The 24,303-nt window shown below is 32.2% G+C and carries 28 protein-coding genes and 1 other annotated feature; of the genes, 7 read left to right on the top strand and 21 right to left on the bottom strand.

All coding sequences use genetic code 11. The features are described 5' to 3' along the window. The first annotated feature begins 215 nt into the window (after nt 1-215). Together HNR33_RS05270 and HNR33_RS05265 are read left to right on the top strand one after the other, a co-directional pair. Complete coding sequence (locus HNR33_RS05270; RefSeq protein WP_429080880.1) at nt 216-401, top strand: hypothetical protein; 186 nt, start codon at nt 216-218, stop codon at nt 399-401. A gap of 182 nt (nt 402-583) precedes the next feature. Beyond that, a complete protein-coding gene (locus HNR33_RS05265; protein ID WP_429080878.1) occupies nt 584-1,036 on the top strand; it encodes a GreA/GreB family elongation factor in 453 nt (150 codons plus the stop codon). 23 nt (nt 1,037-1,059) lie between these two features. Here HNR33_RS05265 and HNR33_RS05260 read toward each other — a convergent pair whose 3' ends face one another. Beyond that, nucleotides 1,060-2,403, bottom strand: coding sequence for an MATE family efflux transporter (locus HNR33_RS05260; RefSeq protein ID WP_429080877.1), 1,344 nt, complete (start codon nt 2,401-2,403; stop codon nt 1,060-1,062). Nucleotides 2,404-2,556: 153 nt separating this feature from the next. Continuing rightward, the gene (locus HNR33_RS05255; protein WP_429080874.1) at nt 2,557-3,234 is read right to left on the bottom strand and encodes a GGDEF domain-containing protein; all 678 of its coding nucleotides are present in this window, start codon (nt 3,232-3,234) and stop codon (nt 2,557-2,559) included. A gap of 263 nt (nt 3,235-3,497) precedes the next feature. Here HNR33_RS05255 and HNR33_RS05250 point away from each other — a divergent pair, with 263 nt between their 5' ends. From HNR33_RS05250 to HNR33_RS05240, 3 genes are all read left to right on the top strand, one after another. Further along, nucleotides 3,498-4,067, top strand: coding sequence for a site-specific integrase (locus HNR33_RS05250; RefSeq protein ID WP_429080872.1), 570 nt, complete (start codon nt 3,498-3,500; stop codon nt 4,065-4,067). 131 nt (nt 4,068-4,198) lie between these two features. Beyond that, on the top strand, nt 4,199-4,858 hold the full coding sequence (locus HNR33_RS05245; protein WP_429080869.1) for a hypothetical protein: 660 nt from the start codon (nt 4,199-4,201) through the stop codon (nt 4,856-4,858). A gap of 282 nt (nt 4,859-5,140) precedes the next feature. Then, entirely contained in the window at nt 5,141-5,317 is a 177-nt protein-coding gene (locus HNR33_RS05240; protein WP_429080867.1) for an aspartyl-phosphate phosphatase Spo0E family protein, read from the top strand. A 14-nt stretch (nt 5,318-5,331) separates the two neighbouring features. Here the strand turns inward: HNR33_RS05240 and HNR33_RS05235 are convergent, their stop codons facing one another. From HNR33_RS05235 to HNR33_RS05190, 10 genes are all read right to left on the bottom strand, one after another. Continuing rightward, nucleotides 5,332-6,081: a M15 family metallopeptidase gene (locus tag HNR33_RS05235; protein WP_429080866.1), complete on the bottom strand. Its 750-nt coding sequence runs from the start codon at nt 6,079-6,081 to the stop codon at nt 5,332-5,334. Between the two features lie 190 nt (nt 6,082-6,271). Then, entirely contained in the window at nt 6,272-7,957 is a 1,686-nt protein-coding gene (locus HNR33_RS05230) for a peptide ABC transporter substrate-binding protein (protein ID WP_429080864.1), read from the bottom strand. 65 nt (nt 7,958-8,022) lie between these two features. After that, complete coding sequence (locus HNR33_RS05225; RefSeq protein WP_429080861.1) at nt 8,023-9,012, bottom strand: ABC transporter ATP-binding protein; 990 nt, start codon at nt 9,010-9,012, stop codon at nt 8,023-8,025. Continuing rightward, entirely contained in the window at nt 9,012-10,031 is a 1,020-nt protein-coding gene (locus HNR33_RS05220) for an ABC transporter ATP-binding protein (RefSeq protein WP_429080859.1), read from the bottom strand. Before HNR33_RS05220 ends, HNR33_RS05225 begins: the two co-directional genes overlap by 1 nt. A gap of 15 nt (nt 10,032-10,046) precedes the next feature. Then, the gene (locus tag HNR33_RS05215; RefSeq protein WP_429080856.1) at nt 10,047-11,228 is read right to left on the bottom strand and encodes an ABC transporter permease; all 1,182 of its coding nucleotides are present in this window, start codon (nt 11,226-11,228) and stop codon (nt 10,047-10,049) included. A gap of 13 nt (nt 11,229-11,241) precedes the next feature. Beyond that, entirely contained in the window at nt 11,242-12,162 is a 921-nt protein-coding gene (locus HNR33_RS05210; protein ID WP_429080854.1) for an ABC transporter permease, read from the bottom strand. A 231-nt stretch (nt 12,163-12,393) separates the two neighbouring features. Continuing rightward, on the bottom strand, nt 12,394-13,815 hold the full coding sequence (locus tag HNR33_RS05205) for a sigma-54 interaction domain-containing protein (RefSeq protein ID WP_429080851.1): 1,422 nt from the start codon (nt 13,813-13,815) through the stop codon (nt 12,394-12,396). Between the two features lie 45 nt (nt 13,816-13,860). After that, nucleotides 13,861-14,085, bottom strand: coding sequence for a glutaredoxin domain-containing protein (locus HNR33_RS05200; protein WP_429080848.1), 225 nt, complete (start codon nt 14,083-14,085; stop codon nt 13,861-13,863). Between the two features lie 145 nt (nt 14,086-14,230). After that, nucleotides 14,231-15,544 (bottom strand): L-cysteine desulfidase family protein, encoded by a 1,314-nt coding sequence (locus tag HNR33_RS05195; RefSeq protein WP_429080846.1) that lies wholly within the window; start codon nt 15,542-15,544, stop codon nt 14,231-14,233. Nucleotides 15,545-15,819: 275 nt separating this feature from the next. Then, nucleotides 15,820-16,335: a tryptophan transporter gene (locus HNR33_RS05190; protein ID WP_429080843.1), complete on the bottom strand. Its 516-nt coding sequence runs from the start codon at nt 16,333-16,335 to the stop codon at nt 15,820-15,822. A gap of 120 nt (nt 16,336-16,455) precedes the next feature. Beyond that, nucleotides 16,456-16,692, bottom strand: a binding site (T-box leader). 180 nt (nt 16,693-16,872) lie between these two features. Here HNR33_RS05190 and HNR33_RS05185 point away from each other — a divergent pair. Beyond that, on the top strand, nt 16,873-17,331 hold the full coding sequence (locus HNR33_RS05185) for an FUSC family protein (RefSeq protein ID WP_429080841.1): 459 nt from the start codon (nt 16,873-16,875) through the stop codon (nt 17,329-17,331). A gap of 72 nt (nt 17,332-17,403) precedes the next feature. Here the strand turns inward: HNR33_RS05185 and HNR33_RS05180 are convergent, their stop codons facing one another. The 8 genes from HNR33_RS05180 to HNR33_RS05145 form a co-directional block, all read right to left on the bottom strand. Continuing rightward, complete coding sequence (locus HNR33_RS05180; RefSeq protein WP_429080839.1) at nt 17,404-17,856, bottom strand: DUF134 domain-containing protein; 453 nt, start codon at nt 17,854-17,856, stop codon at nt 17,404-17,406. Between the two features lie 4 nt (nt 17,857-17,860). Further along, nucleotides 17,861-18,298, bottom strand: a complete 438-nt coding sequence (locus HNR33_RS05175; protein ID WP_429080837.1) for a Fur family transcriptional regulator — start codon at nt 18,296-18,298, stop codon at nt 17,861-17,863. Further along, the gene (locus HNR33_RS05170; RefSeq protein WP_429080835.1) at nt 18,282-18,590 is read right to left on the bottom strand and encodes an iron-sulfur cluster assembly scaffold protein; all 309 of its coding nucleotides are present in this window, start codon (nt 18,588-18,590) and stop codon (nt 18,282-18,284) included. Before HNR33_RS05170 ends, HNR33_RS05175 begins: the two co-directional genes overlap by 17 nt. A 69-nt stretch (nt 18,591-18,659) precedes the next feature. Beyond that, nucleotides 18,660-19,016 (bottom strand): NifB/NifX family molybdenum-iron cluster-binding protein, encoded by a 357-nt coding sequence (locus HNR33_RS05165; RefSeq protein WP_429080833.1) that lies wholly within the window; start codon nt 19,014-19,016, stop codon nt 18,660-18,662. Continuing rightward, on the bottom strand, nt 19,013-19,882 hold the full coding sequence (locus HNR33_RS05160) for an ATP-binding protein (protein WP_429080831.1): 870 nt from the start codon (nt 19,880-19,882) through the stop codon (nt 19,013-19,015). Before HNR33_RS05160 ends, HNR33_RS05165 begins: the two co-directional genes overlap by 4 nt. Further along, nucleotides 19,873-20,706, bottom strand: a complete 834-nt coding sequence (locus HNR33_RS05155; RefSeq protein WP_429080829.1) for an ATP-binding protein — start codon at nt 20,704-20,706, stop codon at nt 19,873-19,875. The genes HNR33_RS05160 and HNR33_RS05155 overlap by 10 nt, the downstream gene beginning before the upstream one ends. A 4-nt stretch (nt 20,707-20,710) precedes the next feature. Next, a complete protein-coding gene (locus HNR33_RS05150) occupies nt 20,711-21,091 on the bottom strand; it encodes a NifB/NifX family molybdenum-iron cluster-binding protein (protein ID WP_429080827.1) in 381 nt (126 codons plus the stop codon). After that, entirely contained in the window at nt 21,091-21,882 is a 792-nt protein-coding gene (locus tag HNR33_RS05145) for a P-loop NTPase (RefSeq protein WP_429080825.1), read from the bottom strand. Before HNR33_RS05145 ends, HNR33_RS05150 begins: the two co-directional genes overlap by 1 nt. 485 nt (nt 21,883-22,367) lie before the next feature. On the opposite strand from HNR33_RS05145, the gene HNR33_RS05140 reads away from it, so the two are divergent. Then, nucleotides 22,368-23,321 (top strand): ABC transporter substrate-binding protein, encoded by a 954-nt coding sequence (locus HNR33_RS05140; protein ID WP_429080823.1) that lies wholly within the window; start codon nt 22,368-22,370, stop codon nt 23,319-23,321. 88 nt (nt 23,322-23,409) lie between these two features. Here HNR33_RS05140 and HNR33_RS05135 read toward each other — a convergent pair whose 3' ends face one another. After that, nucleotides 23,410-24,225: an ABC transporter substrate-binding protein gene (locus HNR33_RS05135; RefSeq protein WP_429080820.1), complete on the bottom strand. Its 816-nt coding sequence runs from the start codon at nt 24,223-24,225 to the stop codon at nt 23,410-23,412. Nucleotides 24,226-24,303 lie beyond the last annotated feature (78 nt).

The following is a 24,303-nucleotide window of genomic DNA, read 5'->3' as shown; positions in this document are numbered from 1 at the left end:
AGCTTACATTTCAAGTAAAGTTTAAACTTAATCTTAACTGAGTTTTAGTTAATTTTATATTCCCACAACTATATGCTTATTATGCAATTTCATTATCAAAGAACATTTATTTTTATTAATTATATTAAACTGTAAAATACGGCTATATCTTGCATAATTACTATTTTAATTGAAGAAAATATAGTAAAGAATTTAACTATAAAAGAGGTGTTTAAATGACTAGAGGCTTAAGAAATCCAAATTCGATACAAGCATTAAATGAGCTAAAAAATGAAATGGCACTTGAATTAAGTACTATTGATAGAAAATCTTTAGATGAAGAAACAAGAACTAATTTAAATAAAGATTTGAATAGACAAATTGTATCTAGGTCTAGATTCAATCTAATTGGATTTAAATAGTAATTTTCAGAATATTAATTGAATTAAATGTTCTTTCTTCAATTAAATGGTAATGTCAGTAACCATTGACAATCATTAACATATATGGTAAGCTTAATTAACAAGCCATTTCGCTTTTTATGCGAAGTGGCTTGTTGTATATTTGATCATTTACCATTTAATGTATATAGGAGGTAAGCAACTTGAGTAAGTTCGTTATATCAAAACCAATATATGAAGGTTTAATAAAGCACTTAGTAGATATGGAAGAAGAAAAAAATAAAGTTCTTGAAGAATACTATTATGACATGACAGCTGATAGACTTAATTTTGAAAATCTAATTGACAACTATGTTATAAACATCGATAAGTATATTAAAAATGCAGAAATAGCAGATAAGTCAGATAGTGATTGTCCATTTGTCGTGATTAATAGTGTTGTAGAAGTGGAAGATTTAAGTGATAATTCTGTTGAAAAGTTTCAGATTATATCACCTTTTTTAAATGATCATTCCTTAGATGGCGAATCAGCATCTTACCTATCGCCAATTGGCAGGTCTCTTTTACTTAAAAAGCAAGGAGAAAAAGTCATAGTAGATACACCTATGGAGAATATTGAATATAGAGTTAAATCCATAGAATTACCTTCTGCATAAAAAATTTAGGGAGCAAAAGCTCCCTAAATTTTTATACTTTTCCAATTGCCTCTTTTATATCTTATTATCATAAGTGTTGCTTCCACAATAAACTGTATTGCAGTGGCCCACCATACATACACTACACTCAATTTAAGCACAAACACAACTATGAATATAACTGGAAGTCTAACTGCTAAATTAGTGATTAAAGCAATTTTAAATGGTCCTTTTGTATCACCTGCTCCTTTCAATGCACCTGATACAACCATAGCAATAGCTATTGGTATTTGCTCAACTGCTCCAACCCTTAAACATCTAGAAGCTAGCAATACTGTATCTAAATTTGTACTGAACAATCTCATAATCCCATAGGGTACAAGTAAAAAAGCTAGTGCTACTGTCCCCATCAGTATTACTGAATATTTGATTGATTCTTTTACACTGGTCTCAGCTTTATTAACATCGTTGGCTCCTAAGCTCTGACCTACCATAGTTGTAGCTGCAATAGCAAACCCATATCCTGGCATAAATGATAATGATTCTGCTGCAGTAGCTAATGAGTGTGCAGCAAATGCTACTGTTCCCAACTGGGCTATCCAAAATGATGATAGAAGCCTGCTTCCTTCGTTCATTAACATTTCAAATGTAGCTGGTATACTTAAGTTTATTATATTTTTAAGAATATCTTTATTTAACTTGAAAATTCTCTTTATATGCAGTTTAATTCCTGAATTACCTCTTATAAGGAAGAAAAAAGTGATCATTGCTGCAAGTATTTGTGCACATCCAGTTGCTATTGCGGCACCCTCCACACCTAATTTAGGAAATCCAAACTTTCCGAATATAAGAACATAATCACCAACTATATTAAAAACATTTGCAAACATCGCAGAAATTAGTGGAACAACTGTGTTCCCAGCTCCTCTAAGTATAGAATTCCCAATTAAAAGTGGAATTAAGAAAAATGCACCTATAAATACTGTTCTTAGATATTTTGTTCCCAAAAATATTACTTCTGTATCGTCAACAATTGTACTAAATATTAAATTAGCTGAAACTATACCCAATATGCCAATCACAACACTTATTATTATTCCTACACCTATGGATTGTGAGGCTATTCTTTCAGCTTCATCTCTATTGTTTGCCCCAATCTGCCTTGAAACCATTGCAGTAGCACCTATACCCAATGCTCCAAAAATATTGCTTACAGTAAACATTATCTGCGTGCCTAAATTTACTGAAGAAATAGCTGCTGGTGTCAATCTTCCGACCATCGCTGTATCTGCTGTCCACACTAAAGTATGTAGCATCATCTCCATTATTGCAGGTATTGCTAATTTAAAAATCTGATTTCTTATTTCTTTGTTCTCTGTTCTAAGCATTTCTTACCTCACAGTTTACATTTTGATTTTCTAAATAAGTCATATCTATCATTATATTATAAATATATATATATTCAATATACATCATAAAAATATTTAGGGGCACTAAAAAAACAGGCATTTTGATTTGTACCTGCTTTTATCTATTCCAATTTATAATAAACTATTACCTTTCTTTTTTAAAGAGTACATGTTTTTATCCGCCTTGTTCAGTAAATCAGATAATGTGTTCCCGTCTTTAGGGTAACATGCGGCACCTATAGAAGCAGATATGTTAAAACCAATACTATCTGAAATATTATCCAACTCATCTTGAATTTTTTGTATTATAAGGTTTTTATCATCATATTTTAAATCCTTATATATAATCAGAAATTCATCTCCACCCCATCTTGAAACCACGTTTTTTTTGCCCATTATTTTATTTAACTTATGAGCTAGACTCTGTAGGACTAAATCTCCATTACAGTGACCGTATGTGTCATTAATTGCTTTAAAATTATCAATGTCAATAATTAATAGAAAAGCCAACTTACTTCTTTTAAATGCATTATCAAATGTCTTTGAAGCAACTTCATAAACATATCTTCTATTGTATACTCCTGTTAAAGGATCTATTTGAGAATAGAACACAGACATATCGTATCTTTTTCCACCCCACCATAAAAATAGACTAATTAAAATTACTGCAGTAAATACAAAACCAGTGCAATTAAAAATACTATTACTAGAAATCCCATAGCATCTTGCCATGTAGTTTTCATGTGTGTACATAAGCATTAGTATTAATATTGAAGTTAGTATTGAAAAAATTCTTCCTGTCTTTTTCATTTTATCACTCTTCTTAAAATATTACTAAAGGACTATATTAAATACTTTAACATGTCTTATATAATGTAACAAAAGAGATATTTTGTTACATCATTCGAATGCCTTATACATAATTTTACATTAGTTAATATCGTGTGTCAACACTTACTGACATAATTGTATAACAATTGATAGCCGCCCACAATTTACTTGTAGCATCTTATAATACCAATGTATATTATCTTATATAACTAATAATTTTTATAAATGAAGGAGAAAAAAACATGGAAAAGGTAGAACCAATAAGGAAAATTAGTGATATAAAAAAAATAAAACAAATTCTTAAAAACAAAAATATGAGAGATTATTTGCTATTCGTATTAGGGATTAATACAGGATTGAGAATAAGTGATTTGCTGAAATTGAAGTATGAACATATTGTTTTAAGAAGTAAAATTAAATCAAATATTATTATTAAAGAAACTAAAACTGGGAAGATAAAGCAATTTCCAATAACCAGTTCAGCTAATGAAGCTATTAGAGAATACCTAGATTATATAAATAATGAGTATAAATATACAGATTATATTTTTTTGAATAAAACGACAAATAAACCAATAACTAGAGTTCAAGCTTATAGGATAATAAATAATGTTGCTAGGCAATCAGGCATAGAATGTCAGATAGGCACTCATACTTTGAGAAAAACCTTTGGGTATCACTTTTATAAGCAATATAAAGATGTGGCACTCCTGCAAGAAGTGTTTAATCATTCATCTCCATCAATTACTCTAAGATATATAGGCATAAATCAAGATAATATCAATAAAGCATATAGAAATTTCAGCTTATAAATGATGTAACAAAATATCTCTTTTGTTACATCATTTATTTGTAAAATTCCTGTAATTCATCTGCACAATTTGAGGAGTGAAAAATATTGCATAATATTTTACTAGAAAAACTGGCACAATTATCGTTTGACTTGGATATCACTAGCATTTTGTCAATCATAGATGATCTACGTGATTCTCCAGAGTTTATGGACTACTACGATCAACAAACAGGGATGATATTAATTACGGAAGTTATAGAAAAAGGCACATTTGACCACATTATTAACTGCCTAGATATAATTTATAAGTTAAAGCAACTAAATATATTTAAAAAATTTGACATCTTAGAAAAAAAGTTAATCGAAACAACTTTGTTTCATGATATAAGTAAAAACCAGCCAGTATTATCAGTTGGGCAAAAAGTCTTTGCTAATGAAGTTTTTGAAGATGGCACAATTCACGCAGAAAAAAGCGCGAAAAAAGCATTCGAAAAATACAATATATCTACAGACACTTATTACACTATTTTGTACCATCATCACGAGGAAAAGGAACTTCCCCTTAATAAACACACTGCCAATGAAAATTGGTTAATTACTTATAGGTTATTCAGAATAATTGACGGTCTATCTGCTGCTCTCACAAGAAGTAAAGCTTCTATACATATAGGTTTTGACAGCTATGGAATCTTTATAGATGAATCTACATCCAATATTAATTACAATGGTACATGGTATCACAATCTATACACTGGTCTAAAAAGCAAAGCTGTAAGTAATAATAACATTTTCAGCATAAAGCTTGGATAAGGTATAATCTATCATACTAAATATTATTTGAACATACTTTTTAAATAAAATGTATCCTTAAAAAGTTCTTATTAACGTAAATTCAAATAATCTATAGCTTTCTTGAGCATTAAAATAGCCTAGATAGTATAAGCTAGACTGTTTTGTATATGTAAATATTTACTAAATAATATTTGTCTTTTCATATTTACAAAATAAAGTAATCTTGATATCATTTTAATATGTGATTTTTGGATATATTTTCAACGTGTTTTTTCACATTATTGTATAGGAGACATGCCAATGTGTAATTTAGATACAATAAAAAAAGAGATTAATACAATTAGAACTACTTTAGATTTACTAATAAATAACAAGAAGGGTGATCTACTAGATAATGAAATTATATCTGTATCTCAGAAGCTTGATATATTAATTAATAAATACAATGAAGCATTTAAAAATATGAAAATAAGATAAAATATATTATCAAATTAATTCTTTCTAAGATCAACATTTTTTTCAAAATGTTGGTAATCCTTTACCGTTTTCCATTCACCACCCCATGCCCAGCCTCTATTTGTAAATGCCTTATAGCAAGCATCATCCTTTACTATCATTCCTTTTCTTACGTTACTTCTATCAACATATGTTTCTCCTTCTGCAGGTAAAATAACTTCTCCTTTTATATATGGATTTTGTATTGGATTAATATCTATTGCTAGTCCGTAACTATGCTTTGAAAGCTTATTAGTTCCAGCTACTACTCTAAAACAAAATGAAGAAGTATTGTTGTCCTCCATAGATAAATTATCGTCAGCGTTATATTCATCAATAATTTTTATCTTGTCAATCTGAAATTTAACTTCATACAATTCTTTAAAAATTTCTATGACTTCATTTGATACTTCCTTGTGAACAACTAGCTCTCCTAGATGCGCTTTATCATCAAAACCCCAATAGGTTACCTTTATATATCTCAAATCATCTAGTTTTACAGGTGCTTCCGTCTTCCATGACATACCATCTATTCTTCTTATATTTTCTTCTGTTAACCTATTGTTTGAAAATACAGGTACAATTTCTTCAGTTTTTTCTTTAAAAACACTTCTATCCTCATTCTTTGAATCTATAACATTATTAATTGTATTACTGTCCTTAGTTTGTTTCATATATAGTACAACAGATAATACCAATATAGCTACCATTATTAAAAATCTTGTAAATATCTTATTTGATCTCATTTTCTCACCCTCTCTGTTATTAATAATAATATCGTCTATAAACTTATATTTCTTTTGGGGTACTAAAAAAATTTATAGGCTATATCATTGATAATTAGATTAAGATCAATAATATAGCCTATCTTAATTAATAAATCTGTAAAAAAATATAAACAACTTTTAATCTTTTTACCTTTTCAAGCATTGTCACTTACTTTTCTATATATGCATCACGTAAGAATAAGTTTGCAACAGGACTCTTCCACCATCCTTTAACGTGGCTCTTCATCAAGTCTGGGTCTGTTGCATAGTAAATTGGAGAGATTGTGTATCTGCTCATCCATATATCTTCAGCCTCATGTAGAATCTTAGCTGCTTCTTTCTCATCTTGAGTAATCATTGCCTTTTTAACTAGCTCGTCAAAATCTTTATTTGTATATTGTGAATAGTTATTTCCACTACCCTCAATCCACATATCAAAGAATGTCATAGGATGCACGTAATCTGCTCCCCATCCAATTCTTCCAACCTGAAAGTTACCTTCTTCTAATGTAGCTAGATGAACTTTCCACTCTTGATTAACTAGCTCAACTTCAACGCCTAGATTTTTCTTCCACATTTCTTGAATAGCTTCAGCTATCTTTCTATGACGCTCAAGTGTATTATAATTAACTTTGATTGTTGGTAAACCTTCACCATTTGGATATCCGGCTTCTGCTAATAGTTTTTGAGCTTCTTCTACCTGTGCTGTTGGTTTAATATCATAGTCTCCCCCAGCCTTTCTGAATTCTTCTCCACCATAGATCAAACCGCTAGGAAGCATGCCTGACGCTGGTGTAGAGCTATCCATTGTTACTGTTTCAACTATAGCCTTTCTGTCTATTGCTAACGTAAACGCCTTTCTAACTTTTTCATTATCAAATGGCGGTGCACTGTTATTAAATACGTAGTAATACAAACTTAGATTAGGTAGTATATAAAACTCATCGCTTTCTGCTAACAGTCTTGGAATTTCAGCTACTGGAACGGTATCGCTACCATCTATGTCACCAGATTCAAATGCTGCTAACGCTGTAGACTCTTCATTGATTAAAGTCATAGTAAACTCATCGAGTTTAACATTTTCAGCATCCCAATAGTTTGGATTTTTGACCATTATTACCTTTTCATTATGCTTCCATTCCTTCACGTAAAATGGACCATTGCTTATAATCCCGTTGTCTGATAAGCCCCATCCTTCTGGATCTGCTTCAACTACATCCTGTCTAACTGGGTAGGTTGTAATAAAAGTACATAGTGATAGAAAATAGTTTACAGGCTTGTCGAGTTTTATTTTTAAAGTATACTCATCTACAGCCTCTATTCCAATCTCCTCAACACTAACTTCTCCAGTATTTGCAGCTTCTGCATTTAGCACTGGATATAGAAAATATGCATAATCTGCAGCAGTTTCTGGGTTTAATACTCTTCTCCATGAGTAAACAAAATCATTTGCTGTTACTGGTTTACCATCTGACCATTTTGCATCTTTTCTTAGATAGAAAATATATTCACTTCCATCCTCACTTATATCCCATTTTTCTGCTACACCTGGTTCAGGACTGCCCTCTTTGCTTACTCTAGTTAGCCCTTCACTAGTATTACCAAGAATATTGATTCCAACATTTTCTGTAGCCTTTCCTGGGTCTAGAGTCTCTGGTTCGTCACCCATGTTATAGGTAAGTACCTGTGGCACATCCTTAGTCTCTTCCTGCTGTTCTTCTTGTTGTGTACTCTCTTCTTCAGTTGTTTGCTGTTCAGTTTCATTAGCTGGAGCTGGCTCGTCGCGACCACATGCAGCAAAAGCAGTCAACATTAGAGCTAAGATTAGCAACAACGATAATGCTTTTTTAATCATAAACAATATCCCCCTTTTAATTTCTTTTTTATTAATAAAGCTTTATGCTTTATCAAACACTTTATCTATCTACCAGCTATATGACACGCAACAAAATGCTCTGTTCCAATGTTAGCAAGCTGTGGTTCCTCTTCTTTGCATATATCCATTGCGTATTTGCATCTTGTTCTGAATCTACACCCTGAAGGTGGATTTATTGGACTTGGAACATCTCCTTCTAGCACTACAGTCTGTCTTTTTGCAGTTATATCTGGATCTGGTATTGGAATCGCTGACAACAATGCTTGAGTATAAGGGTGTATTGGGCTTTCATAAAGTTCGTGACTTGACGCTATCTCTACCATTTTCCCAAGATACATTACACCGATTCTGTCTGATATATGTTTTACCATTGATAAATCATGTGCTACAAACAGATAGGTAAGTCCTAAATCTTTTTGTAAATCTTCAAGCATATTTACAACCTGCGCCTGTATAGATACATCTAATGCTGATATTGGCTCATCGCACACTATAAAGCTCGGTCCAACTGCTAATGCTCTTGCTATACCTATACGTTGTCTTTGGCCCCCACTGAACTCATGTGGAAATCTATTAGCATGATCTTTACTTAACCCAACCCTGTGTAGAAGCTCATATACTAATTCTTGTCTTTCCTTCCCACTTGCAATATTATGTATTTCTAAAGGTTCTCCTATAATATCACTAACTGTCATTCTCGAATTTAACGAAGCATATGGATCTTGAAAAATCATTTGGAACTCTTTTCTAAGATATTTTAAATCACGTTCCTTTGCCTTACCAATTTCTTTTCCATTAAAGTACACTTCTCCATCTGTAATGTCATACAGTCTTATTATGCACCTGCCTGTAGTTGTTTTGCCGCAGCCAGACTCTCCAACAAGGCCAAAGGTTTCTCCTTTCTTAATATCAAAACTTATATCATCAACTGCTTTAGTATAAAGAATATTTTTACCGAAAAATCCTCTTTTTGCAGGAAAGTACTTTTTAAGATTTTTTACTCGAAGTAGTGTTGCTTCATTAGACTTAGACATTACACAACCCCCTTCTTCACACCTGTATCTAACTCAACCCTCGGTGCATCTTGATGTAATAGCCAGCACATAGCCTTATGAGTTTCATCAATATAATAAAACTGTGGTAACCTTTCACTACATATTTTCATTGCATAAGAGCATCTTTCAACAAATGGACACCCCTTTGGTGGTTTCAATAAATCAGGTGGTGAACCAGGTATAGGAATAAGCCTCTTCTTTTGCCCTAAATCAAGCCTTGGTATAGACTTTAGTAAACCCATGGTATATGGATGCTTAGGATTGTAAAATATATCTCTTGAAGTACCCTCTTCCATAATTAGTCCACCATACATAACAACAATTCTTGAGCATACATCTGCAACCACACCTAAATCATGAGTTATAAGAATAATTGAAGTATCTATCTTTTCCTTTAGCTCTTTCATTAGCTTTAATATTTGATCCTGAATAGTAACATCTAGTGCCGTAGTCGGTTCATCAGCTATTAATAAATCTGGCTGACATGATAAAGCTATAGCTATCATAGCTCTTTGTCTCATACCCCCACTGAATTCATGGGGATAGCTGTTAATTCTTTTCTCTGGAGATGGTATACCAACAAGCTTTAGCATTTCACCAGCTCTTTTTCCAGCTTCTTTTCTGCTAAGTTTTTGGTGCCTTACTATTGCTTCGACTATCTGGTTACCTATTGTATATACTGGATTTAGAGATGTCATAGGATCTTGAAATATCATGGCTATTTCATTACCTCTTATCTTCAACATTTCTTTATTTGGGAAATTAACTATATCCTGTCCTTTAAATATGATTTCTCCATCTACAATTTTACCTGGGTATTGAAGAAGCTTCATAACAGATAGGGCAGTAACGCTCTTTCCACTACCTGACTCTCCAACTATGCCTATAGCTTCTCCTTTCTTAAGACTAAAGCTAACTCCACGAACCGCTTGAACTTCTCCTAGATGAGTAAAAAAGGAGGTTTTTAGATTATTTACTTCTAATAGTTTTTCTCTCATATTTTCACCTCATTTCTATTTACGTAATCGAGGGTCTAGGGCATCTCTTAAGCCATCACCCAAGAAGTTAAATGCTAACATTGTAATACATATTGCAATAGCTGGAGAAAATAATTGATGCGGATATGAACGTAACGCACCTAGAGCATCATTAGCTAACGTTCCCCATGAAGCTTTTGGTGCTGAAACTCCTAACCCTATAAAGCTTAAAAATGCTTCAACAAATATTGCTGTTGGAATCATCATCATCATAGAAACTATTATAGGACCCATAGCATTTGGAAGCAGATGTCTTATTAAGATTCTGAAATGGCTCGCTCCAATAGTCTTGGCTGCTAATACAAATTCTTGCTCTTTTAAACTTAACACCTGTCCTCTGACTATTCTTGCCATGTTTACCCAAAAAACTGAGCCTAGAGCTATAATTATAGGTTTAAGTCCAGAGCCCAGCACTACCATTAATAAAATCACATAAAGCATCAATGGAATAGTGCTAATAATATCAACAATTCGCATCATTATATTATCAATCCTTCCGCCCGCATATCCAGCTATTCCTCCATATAGTATTCCAATAAAAAAGTTTACAAAAGTAGCTATAAATGCGATTAACAGTGATATCCTCGCACCATGAATAACTCTTGTCAGCATATCTCTGCCAAGATCATCTGAGCCTAAAATATAAGTTTTGTTCCATACTTTTTTGTAATATGAATACTGTTCTTTATTTTCATTTAGCAACTTAAATGGTTTCTGACTAAAATCTAGAATAACTTTATTTCCATCTACTTCATAAACCTTAAGCTTTTGTGTAAGGTTTTGTTCAATAGGGCTCAAAAACTGCAAAACCTCTCCTTTTTTTGTTACTTCGTAAAGCCTAAGGCCATTAGCTAAATGTACAAAACTATTATCTGAAATTTTATGCAGGTCTAATTTAGGAGTCAGACTTGCATACTCTAACGTCTGATCAGAATAGCTATATTTTGAAAAAAATGGACCAAATACAGCAATTAATATCAATAAAATGACTACAACAAGTCCAACCATAGCTAACTTATTCTGCCTTAATCTTCTCCATGCATCTTGGAAATAAGTGAGGCTTTTTCTAGAAATAGCTTCATTATCCTTTTCAGTTTCGCTAAGTCTCTCCCACATTTCCTTTGGTATAACTTCATCAGTAGCTTTTGAGTTGTTCATATACTTCCCTCCTTTATTCATCGAGTTTGATTCTTGGATCAACTAGAATATAAATAATATCAACTACTAGTACCATAATGACTAAAAACGTGGCGAAGAATATAGTCATCCCCATGATAGTAGTATAATCTCTATTTGTAATGCTCTGAACAAAATGCCTACCCATTCCAGGTAGCGCAAATATCCTTTCAATAACAAAGGAACCGGTAAGAATATTTGCAACCAATGGTCCTACATAAGTTATAACAGGTAAAATTGAATTTCTTAATGAATGCTTTGTTATTACATTCCATTCTGGTAATCCTTTAGCCCTTGCAGTCCTAATATAATCCTGTTGCATAACCTCAAGCATACTAGATCTAGTGAGTCTTGCAACAAATGAAAGTGAGAATCCGGATAAAGCGATAACTGGTAGTATATATCCCTTCCAGCTATCTATGCCAAATGCAGGGAGTATATTTATCTTGATTGCGAAGAAGTAAATTAAAGCAGTAGCTATAACAAATGGAGGTATTGTTATACCAAGTGTGGCCATGAACATTACAATATAGTCTTGCCATTTATTCTGCTTTAATGCTGACAGTATTCCAAAAGGTACACCTAAAGATAATGTTAGAAGGACAGAGATAATACCAATTTTGGCCGACGTTGGAAATCCATTTTTTATAAGTCTGTTAACTGACATACCTTCGTACTGAAACGACGGTCCTAGGTCAAGTGTCACAACACGTTTTAGATAGTCTATGTACTGTTTTGGCAATGGATCATCTAGATTGTATTTCTCCATTAGTGCTTGTTCTATTGCTGGTGGCACTTTTTTTTCTTTAGTAAAAGGACCTCCTGGTATAGCATGCATTAAAAAGAAAGTTAATGTTATTACTAAAAAAACAGTTACAATGATTGATATAACTCTCTTAGCTAAAAACCTTCCCAAGCATAACACCTCTTTCATAATTATATTTACTTTGTATACAACTTATATTTATCTTTATTCAGTATATTCTGAATATTATTTAAATATGAAACTGATATAACCAAGCCCTGTACAAATTAATATGGATATGGCTAAAATTACAGTTTTCATATGTATTCTAGTAAATATTAACTTTTATTAAATAATATTAAAAAAAATAAATAAAAAAGCTGTAGTATAAAATACCACAGCCTAGTTATATTCGATATTATATTTTTTGATTTTTCTATATAAGGTCGCTATGCTTATCCCAAGTATCTCTGAACACTTTTTAACTGCAAGTGAATCGTCTCCATAGTACTTAAGAATTTTCTCTATTTCTTCCTTTTCTAATTGCTCTAATGTTTTAAAGCTAGAATCTATTGGTTTGGTAAGTCCTATGGAGCTTTTTATTTTAGGAGGTATACTTTTCATAGTTATAATATCACTTGCCTCCATATTTATTGCATATTCTATTGCATTTTCCATTTCCCTAATATTGCCCTTCCAGTTATATTTTTTAAATATATCCACTACCTCATCTGTAAAGTCTTTCTTGTTTTTAAGCAATATTTTATTATATTTCTTTAGCAAATAATCCATAAGAAGCTTAATATCTTTTTGGCGCTCCCTTATAGGAGGTATATATAAAGGTATGACGTTCAATCTATAGAATAAATCTCCACGAAATTGTTTTGAGTCAACAAGCTCCTCAAGATCCTTATGAGTAGCAGAAATAATACGTATGTCAACAGGTATAACACCATTTCCTCCTACTCTTTCAATATACCTTTCCTGTAGTACTCTCAACAGTTTTGCTTGTAGGTGTACAGGCATATCTCCTATTTCATCTAAAAAAATAGTTCCTCCAGATGCCAGCTCAAACTTTCCTGCCTTTCCGCAACTCCTAGCACCTGTAAAAGCTCCTTCTTCATATCCAAATAGCTCACTTTCTAACAATCCTTCTGGTATAGCAGCACAATTAATTGCGACAAAAGGATTATCTTTCCTGATGCTGCAATTGTGTATAGCTCTAGCAAATAATTCTTTACCAGTACCACTTTCTCCATAAAGCATAACATTCGAAGAAGTATCTGCACATTTTCTTGCTTGTTCCTTAACCTTCATTATAGAAGGGTCGCATCCAACTATATCTTCAAATGTTATGTCATGGAAATAGTTCCAGCTTAACCTAGCTTTCCTTATCTGTTCCTCGAACTTACCCGCAACTAAATCAGCCATTCTATATGCAAAGTTTAATACTACGTTCTGTTTATTGAACATAATGTTTTTTTCTTCTTCGTTAAAAGCTACAAACCCAATAACTCCTATAGTGTCATTACATACTTTGATAGGACAGCAAATATCAAATATTTCTTCACACACAATTTTTTCGCTACAATGTCTACAGCTTGCATTAGTCCCTTTCTCACCCATAATATGGTGATTTCCCATCTCTAGTACCTTAGAGTACATTGACTTTTTATCTATCTTAGAGCCAACTTTCAGTTCAAATCTTCCTGTTCCAGCGACTCTTGTACCATCACAATCAATAACTGTAACATCTACATTTAATATCTGTGAAATATTATTAGAAATGTCTTGAACATAGTCCTTAATATTTACTAATTTCACAGTAAACACTCCTTAGTATTACATTCAATATAAACATTCTTTTTATTACTCATCTTTGAGCTCTTTTAAATCAGGCTCTCCAAATATGATTCTTTCGTCATCATCATCATTTACTACTAAGCATGGAAGCCCTACTCTGCCTGCTTTTCTGACTTCTTCAAACTCTGGTCTGCTATCTCTATATTTAAGGAATCTCTTCAAATTTAGCATTCCATCAGTAATATCAATATATAAGAATTGTATATTATTTTCTGAAAGTAACTCTTTCACTGGAGCACATCCTGGTCAATGTTTGCTTCCAAATAAAATTATCTTCTTCATTTATCTCTCTCCTTTTAGTTTTTATTATTCTAATAAAAGCCTTATCCTTATTATATTTCAACTTAAACAAATTTAACAGGCTTTCATTGATATGTTAACATGAAATATTGTTTAATACGTCAACTAAACTGCTATCGAGTTCTTTTAACCCATTTTTAGATATTACACTTATATTAGCGATACTGTCTTCTACTTTGTCTAGGTTTATACCGTCATGATCCTCAATCTTTATCCCCTCCAAAGACATAACTGCTAATTCTACTGCAGACTGAACGCAAGTCGACACCTTAAAAGCACAGCTTTTTTTCGCTCCATCACAAATCAAACCAAATAAAGATACTAGTGTCATATTAACAGCATTATTAACATTTTCATATTCTCCATGAAGTAAATATGCACATCCAGCACTGGCACCTGCACCTGCTGACACTCCACAGCCACATGTAGGAGTTAATCTACCTGTTTTGCTCTTAATATATAAAGCTACAAGGTAGGATAGAGTAACAGCTCTGATAATCTCTTCTTCAGATGACTTTTTATATTTACCTACGGTTACAACCGGCAATGTAGCCACTAGTCCCTGATTTCCACTACCGCCTAATGACATAACTGGAAATACTATACCTTTCATTCTTAAGTATACTGCTATAGAAGTCACAGATTTAACATATAAGCTAATTGTACTATCATCAATATCTTCACTTTTTCCCATTAGCTTTTCTTGGAATTCAACAAATTGATCTTTGTTCTTTAAGCCTTCGGTAAAGAAATTATAGTTCATTCTCATGGCATCTCTAACTATATCAAGTAGGTCTATAGGTACTTTGTCTGCAAATTCATAAAAATCCTTAAAACTGTAATTCTCAAGTGTATTCATTGCGCATGTTGAAACTTCTTGACATCCCTTATTGTTAAATATCACTTTATCATCTATTATAATCTGGGTAATGTTGCTGTGGCTATCTTTGATAACACAAGTAACTTTATTTTCTTTTCCTTCTACTATAGCTCTAATTTCTAGTCCATTAAAATCTTTTCTTAACTCTAAATTAATTGTATCATCTGAAACAATCCTCTTTGAATCATCTATGTCATTAACATCAATGTGTGATAAGATATTGAGATCTTTAGGTTGATCTCTTTTCAAATACCCAAGTGCAGCAGCAAGCTCTAATCCTGTTCCAAATCCTCCTGGTATTCCTACTTTTTTTCCGTTCTTAAATACATTTTTATCGACCTCAACAGTTATTTTAACAGCCTCTCCTTTTAAATGTTCGGCTGCTACTGCTACTGCTAGTGCTACCGCTACAGGTTCTGTACATCCTGTTGCCGGTTTAAGTTCAGACTCAAGTATTTCCATTAGATTAATGAATTTGTCTGACAGTGGCTTCTGCTTATATAGTTTCATCTCTCATCTCGCCTCCATTGTAAAAATTGTATTTCCGCTATAGGTGATGTCACTATATACGTAAGCAATTACCATGCCAAAAACAAAATAATTCCTAAAATGTGTATATATTAGGATTTATCTTAATAGCAAAAAATGTTCTTAATATCAACTTTATCAATTTGAGACAAATATAATTCTATTTTGATAATGAGAAGAGCAATAACAATAAAAAGTGTAACTCTTATATAAAGTCAAAATATATAGAAGAGTTACACGTGATTATAAAATTAAATTTAATTCATTTTGAAGTTGCTTCTCTTGATGCTGAGCCTTACAGCATTATATAAAATCATTCCTACGACTGTGTTAATCAGTGCTGCTGGTAATACTATAGATATTAACAGTACATTGAAGCTTCCTGGAAGTCCTGCAATAATTGCTGCTGAAGACAGAAATACTACTCCACTTATTACTGTTCCTGCAAATATGGCTATTATCATTAATAACTGTTCTTTAACACGTTCAGTAAGCGCTCTTATAGTTAAATATATTATAGTTGTTGTAATTATCTTATCTATTAAATTTGGTAGCTGACCTGCTGGAAATCCAGTTGTAAGTGCGGAAAACATACCTATAGTTAAACCTGCTGTTATACAAGACTTATAATCTTCATTAAATAATATTACTATGAAAAGCATAACTAATGAAAAGTCTGGCTTCATGCCTAGCACTAGAGGTGGGGTGATTTGATGTAAAAGAACTCCTATAGCAAGTAATAATGAATTTAGTACAAATTTTTTCATTTTCATAAAAAACACTCTCCTTCAATTTGTTATTATTTATTTTTCTTTCATTCTTTAAAGCTCTTCACATCACAATCACTCCCTTCTATATCTAATAAAATCAAAAACAAAAAACTCCGTCCTAAAAAATAGGACGGAGTAATATCCGCGGTACCACCTAAGTTGTGTAAAATACACCTCTCTTTCAGGTACTAACATACCCTATCCACTGTAACGTGTGGCTCACGGTAATGCTAATATGATATAATCATTTCACATTACTCCTCAAGGGCCCATTTGCTGAATATTGTCGTGCCAGATTTCCACCACCACCAGCTCTCTATAACTAAATACACAACTACTCTTCCCTATCAACGGATACATTTAAATTATTCATATAATATCACTATATATTAGTATTGTCAATTATTAATTTTTGTATAAATACATTTAGTTTCATGAATTTTAAGCTTTTTAAACTAACTGATCTATTTGGCATTTAGTATATATTATGATAAAATTACGTTGCTTACACTAATATTGCTATAAGGAGAGTCTAATAATATGATGAAAATAGGTTCGCGTAATCTTAAAACAGCAATTTCAGTATTTATATGCATAATAGTATTTCAATTATTGAAAAGGCCCTATCCATTTTACGCATGCATAGCTGCTGTAATTTGTATGCAAAATTCGGTGCATAATTCCTTTGTTGCAGGGAAAAATAGAATGATTGGTACTATTATAGGAGCTGTTGTAGGAATTATGTTTTCAATATTTATAGGACAAAACGCTATAGTTACTGGATTAGGAATCGTGCTTGTTATCTATCTATGTAACTTTTTTAATTATGATGGTTCAGTATCAATAGCTTGTGTGGTATTTTTAGCTATAATGACTAATCTTAAAGAGGGAACATCATATATGTATGCTATAAACAGAGTATTTGATACTTTTGTAGGAATTATTGTGGCTATATTAGTTAATAAATACATTAACTTTAGTAAACTTGATGCAGAATAGTAAAAAAAGCCTCACCATATTCGCACAGAATATGTGTAGAAGCTTTTTAGTTATATTACCTTAAATATATTACTATAGCTGGTTGCACCAGCCTTTGCGACACGGCTTCATACAGCAATTTTTATGGTCTATACATAGTACATTTTCAGAGTTACAACTAGGACATATGTGCGCATCTTTTTCGAAGGCTTCATCAAATTCTTTTCCACAGTCGTTACACTTATATTTACAAATATTAAGGGTATAATTGCCACCTTGTATATCAATAGCCTTTCCTGCTGTTAAAGCTTCAGCTATTTTTTTTCTAGCTTCCTCGATTATGAGCTGGAAAGTTTGCCTAGATATATGCATTTTTTCAGCACAATCTTCCTGTGATAAGTTTTCTAAATCTTTTAATCTAATGGCTTCCAGTTCCTCCAGCTTAAGAGTTACTTTCTCTAATTGGCATTTTCCTTTTCCTAATGGAACAAAATATGTGTTTTCTGGAACAAATGATATTTTTCTAAGCTTTGTTGGTCTTGGCATAATTTCACCTCTTACAATCTTTACATATACCGTTCATTGTAATAGTCAGGTCTTTGACTTCAACATCATATAAAGTTTCGGTATAATCACGTAAAGCTATTACTTTTAACCCTAGTTTAATATTATCACAATCATATACTGTTCCACAAATATCACATTTAAAATGAATATGCATACATTTTTCACCGAACATCTTTAACTCATAATATCTAGTTTTTGCTATAGTTATTTCTTTAATTATTTCACTTTCTTTAAGCATTTCTATAGTTCTATAAACTGTAGCAATTCCTATTCCTTTATCTTTTACTAGATCATATACATCTTCGGGTTTTAGATGTTCTTGGCTTTTGATGAATATGGAGAGTATTTCTTTTCTCTGATATGTTAACCTAATTCCTTTTCTTCTCAAAACATCATATAATTTTTCAGCTTTGTTTTTCATCCACACCACCTTGATCTAATCTTCTTTTATAATCATAGATTGCTTTTCTTAGAGCAGTAGCACCAAGAACAGAGCAATGGTGCTTTTCTTCAGGAAGCCCATCTAGAGCTTCAATTATGTTTTTGTCTGTGATAGTATAGGCCTCTAATATATGTTTTCCTTTAGCAAGCTCCGTAGTTATACTACTTGTAGCAATGGCGCCACCACAGCCCTGTACTTGAAATTTAATATCTTCGATAACTCCAACATTTCTAGGATTCATAAAATGATCTATAACTTTTTCTGAATACATTTGTTTTATCATTCCTTTCAGCATTTAAATATAATGATATGAAATAAAAGCAGAATGAAATCATTCTGCTTAGTCGTTGCAATGTCCCTCATGGGCATGTTCTTCACATACACTCCCTGTAGACTTCAAATCATTGTTTATATATCTTTGTATAGTATCATCAACACTACCTTGCGCCCCAACAACAACTGAAATATTATTTTGCTGGAAAAGCTCTTGTGCAGTAGCTCCCATCCCTCCAGCTATTATTACATTTATGTTGTTTTCAGCTAGATAAACCGGTAAAAATCCTGGCTTATGTCCCGGGTTATGCAAAAAAATACGATTTTTAATTTCATTATTTTCAACTTCAAAGACCTCAAAACCCTCACAATGTCCAAAATGACCTGAAACATAATTATTATCCTTTGCAATAGCTATTCTCATTTCAAAATTCCTCCCTTATTATTTTTATTTAAGTTTAGTTTTTGCCACATTTTTTTTATTTCTTTTCCTGCAGGACTATCAGCATAGCAAACTACTGGAGTTGATTCATTGATAGCTTTTTCCACTAGACTATCAAATGGTATCATTCCAATTATCTCTACAGAATTCTCTTTGCAGAAGATTTGTATTTCATTAGTTATTTCCTCATTTATATCATATTTGTTTATACAAACAAAAGGCTTTATATCGAAAAAATCAACAACAGAAAGAACACGAACAAAATCCTCTAGACCTGATTGAGTAGGTTCTACAACAAGCAACGCTGCATTACAGCCTGCCACAGATGCCATTACTGCACATCCAACACCAGGAGAGCCATCTAATATTGTCCACTTGTCTTCGACTTTGTACTTCAAAGCATTTTTTCTTACTTCTGTTACTAGTTTCCCGGATCCTTCTGCACCTGGTTTCATTTCTGCTCTAGAAAGAATACCTTTATCAGTCTGAGTTATGATAGTATTTCCTGTAACTTCATCTGCTAAAGAAATAGCATCAAACATACAAACAACTGAACATGCAGCACACCCTTCACATTTTAACTCATCTATTTCAAAATTACTTATTGCATCAAATCTACAGACATTTTCGCAGGCTCCACATTGAGTGCATTTTTCCATATTGATATGCGCTACCTTTGCACCAATAAATAAGTTTGATTCAACATCTTTGCCTCCTAGCATCATATGCAAATTAGATGCATCAACATCACAGTCAATATTTGTACCCATCTCATTCAAGTAAGAAAAACATGCTGCAACGGTTGTTTTCCCTGTTCCACCCTTGCCACTTATAACTACTAATTGCATATATTCACCTCCTGGAGATTTGAGGCTATATCTTCAAAGATAAGTTTAAATGATTCATCTTCTTCTATTAGAAGTTTTCCATTAGAGTAATGTACTGCAATTTTTTTATCAAAAGGTATAGTACCCAAAATAGTTATATTCTCTTGGTCACAATATCTTGAAGTTAGATTGTCATCTTCAGTTACTCGGTTAATTATAACGCCAAATGGTATGTTCATTTTTCTAACAAGGTCTACTGCAATTTTTAAGTCATGAAGTCCAAAAGCTGTAGGTTCAGTTACAAGAATTGCGTAATCCACATCCTGTACTGCCTTTACAACATTACATGAACTTCCAGGTGAACAATCAATAATTGTAGTACTATTGCCAATTAAGCGCTTTAATTGACTGATAATAGGACCTGCCATTGGTTCTCCGATATTTAACGTTCCGCTAAAAAATTCGTTATCTTCATATTTCCCTATATCTATTTTTCCTACTGTTCTACCCTGCTCAGTTATTGCATTTACAGGACATACTATTGTGCAAGCTCCACATCCATGACATAGCTTTTCAAATAGCATAACATTTTGCTTAACTAATGCTAATGCATTAAACTGACATATGTTAACACATTTTTTGCATCCAGTACATTTATTCTCATCTATTATGGGAATAGGAATTTTTACATCTTTTGTTTCAGTGATATTAGGCTTTAAGAAAATGGCTCCATTAGGTTCTTCTACATCGCAATCTACATACCTACAACCCATTAGTCTTGCTAAATTTGTTGATACTGTAGTTTTTCCAGTGCCTCCTTTACCACTTAAAATAGCAATTTGCATTACATCATCCCCTTTTGTGACGATTTCCTAGTCCGGCATGAGAAGGTCCTGGATTATCAATAGTGCTTAGTTTATTTTCCAAAAAAAATTGTACCTGTTGTTCAACAGTATTCCCAATGAATTGATATATGGTTACATCTGCTGCATTTAAAATCTTCATGGCATTTGGGCCTACATTACCTGTTATTACAACATCTACTTTTTCATCTATGATATTTTGAGATGCAGATAAGCCGGCACCTTGAGCTTCATTCACAGCACTATTTTTTATAAAACTAAAAGCATTTGTATTAGTATCATAGATAGCAAAATATGAACATCTTCCAAATCTTTTGTCAACTAATGCACTTTTATCATTAGATGTACTAGAAATACAAAGTTTCATTATTTTAAGCCTCCTAAAGTCTGATTAATTTTTTTAGAAAAGTCCTCCTTAAAATCTTTGTTATATTTCTCATATAGCTCTATTTTGCCTTCATCACATAGGGATACAAAGTCAGAATCAATAGGCATTTTAGCTATAAGCTTTATTCCCATTTCTTCTGATATAGCCTCTACTCTGCTTTCTCCAAAAACATTTAATGGCTCATTGCAGTGAGGGCATATAAAGTAGCTCATGTTTTCAACGATTCCTAATATAGGTTTATTCATTGATTTTGCCATATTAATAGATTTTGTAACTATTAGCTTTACTAAGTCTTGTGGAGAAGAAACAACGATGATTCCATCAATAGGCAATGATTGCATAATAGTAAGAGGAACATCTCCAGTTCCAGGAGGCATGTCAATTAGAAGATAATCTAATTCACCCCATGTTACATCAGTATAAAATTGTTTTACTGTGCCTCCAATTAGTGGTCCTCTCCATACTACAGGTTTATCTTCTTGTTCTATTAAAAGGTTAATAGACATAACTTTTATTCCAGTAGCTGTTTCTACAGGTATGATTCCATTACCATCTGATACAGCTCTTTTATTATTTATACCGAATACTTTTGGAATACTTGGTCCTGTAATATCAGCATCAAGAATACCTACTTTATAGCCTTGACTTTTAAGAGCTATTGCCATTAGCGAGGTAACAGAAGACTTTCCTACACCACCTTTCCCACTCATAACTGCAACTATTTTTTTTATGTCGGTAAATTCATTTGTTTTTTCTACTTCTATATGCATTTTTTATCCCTCCGAAATAGTTATTGGCATTTGCTATTTATATTATACTCCTATAAATAGCAAATGCCAATAACTATTTTAAAAAAATTTAAAATTTATTTTTAAACAAAATAATTATTATATTCACAAAAAAATTCTTGACTCAAATACATATCCATGATACACTGGTTTCAATATTTTTATAAAGGAAGGTATTAGATATGAAAAACTTAGCAATCATAAACTTACAATTTGTCTTTAGTAGCCAATTTAGATAGGGTTTGTTCCTAGTTATGTCTTAACATAGGTACAAACCCAGCAACGCTTTAATAAAAAGGGTTTGTATCTATGTTGGCTATTAATAAATGTTTTTCATATTAATATAAAGAGAGCCACATAGATAATCTATGTGGCTTTTATGTTTTCGTATATCTATTTCTATAGCCACATGGAATCCATGTGGTTTCTTTTATTTCAATTAAAATATTATAAAAGGAGAGATTTATATGAAAAAGTTATTCGCAGGAGTATTGATGGTTATGGTTATGGTGACTGGGTGTGGTAAAACAACAAGTAATGATAAGGTAATTAACATAGGCATAAGTCAGATAGTAGAATATGTCGCGCTTGATCAAAGTAGAGAAGGTTTCATTAAGGCTTTAGAAGATAACGGATATAAAAATGGAGAAAATTTAAATATTAATTATCAAAATGCACAGGGCGATATTGCTATGGCTCAAACAATCGGTGAAAAATTCGCATCAGAAAAAAAGGATTTAATTTTTGCAATCGCTACTGGTTCTGCACAAGGAGCATATAATGCTACAAAAGATATTCCAATTATAATCACTGCAGTAACTGACCCTGTAGAAACAGGCATAGCAAAATCTTTAGATAAACCTGACACTAATGTTTCTGGAACTTCAGACTATTTACCAGTAAAAAAACAACTTGAGTTAATTGAAAAACTTGTTCCAAGTGCTAAGAAAATCGGTGTAATCTATAACACAAGTGAAATAAACTCTGAAGTTCAGATAAATGAACTAAAAAAAGCAGCAAATGGATATGAAATAATTACAACTGGAGTTTCAAATACTAACGAAGTTGATAATGCCATAAAAAGCCTTGTAAGTAAAATAGATGTGCTATATGTACCTACTGACCAATTAGTAGTCTCTTCCATGCCTATCATAACTAAAAACGCACTAGAAGCGCAAATTCCTGTAATAGCAGCAGAAAAAGGTTCTGTAGAAGCTGGTGCATTAGCTACTGTGGGAATTAACTACTATAACCTAGGTTATGAAGCTGGTAAAATGGCTGTAGAAGTATTAAAAGGAAAAGATATATCTGAAATACCTATAAAAATATCAGATGAAACAAATATTTATATCAACGAAGATACTTTGAATAAGCTTGGTATTTCAAAGCCTTCACTTGAAAATGTTGAGTATATTAAATAATAGTTATTTCATAAATATACAATCCACTAGTATGATTAGAGAATTTTCCAATCATACTAGTGGGGAATTTTTTAAAGATTACTGATTTTTATCTGAAGTACAAATTATGCAATTTCTCAACTCCATCTATCAACCTAGGTCCTGGTCTGCATAGTGTATCACAAGAGATTGGAAAGACCCTTCCTTTTTTAACTGCTGTTATCTCTTCCCACTCATTATCTAAAATGTCATCGACTGTTCTTTGACATATTGGACTATTTACATTACATCCTTTACATCTTGGCTTCGGCGTCTGCCCTCTCTCTACTCCACAAAATAATATTATTTCTGGATCAAACTCTTTTATCTGGTCTAACGTAACCTTAATATACGAATCATTTGAATTAAAATCCATTAGCTTGGCTCCAGCTGAGCTTAGGGCATCGTATTGAAATGACCCTATTCCTGGTGTTATAAAAGGATTTGTATTCATCAGTCTAAAAACTCGCGGTCTCCTATCAATACGAATTCGATTCAAGTTTTCGACTCTCTTTCTAAGAGACTCTATAAGCGTCTGAACTTGATCTTCTTTGTCACAAACTTTTCCTATTTCATACATACTATTAAAAACTTCTTCTAAATTTGAATTGGTAAATGCAATAATTTCAATATTGTTTTTAATTAGTTCATCTATAGTCTTTTTGTGTACTGATTTATCAGCTAAAACAACATCTGGATTAATCGTAAGTATTTTTTCTAATTCTGGTTTGCCAAATGTTCCAATTTTCTCTTTATTTACAGCTTCCCTAGGGTAATTACAGTGTTCTGTAACACCTACAAGCTGTTCTTCTAGTCCTAAATAGTAAATAATCTCAGTAATAGAAGGGACTAATGAAATAATTTTTTTTCTTTGAACTGACTCCATAATTGACTTCCTCCTTTTACTTATTATAACACTAATAAGTAGTACTATTTGATATGTAAGAAAACGAAAAGGATCTCA

This window comes from Brassicibacter mesophilus (assembly GCF_050433385.1).
Lineage (GTDB): Bacteria > Bacillota > Clostridia > Tissierellales > Proteiniboraceae > Brassicibacter > Brassicibacter mesophilus.
This window is presented reverse-complemented; position numbering and strand designations above follow the sequence as displayed.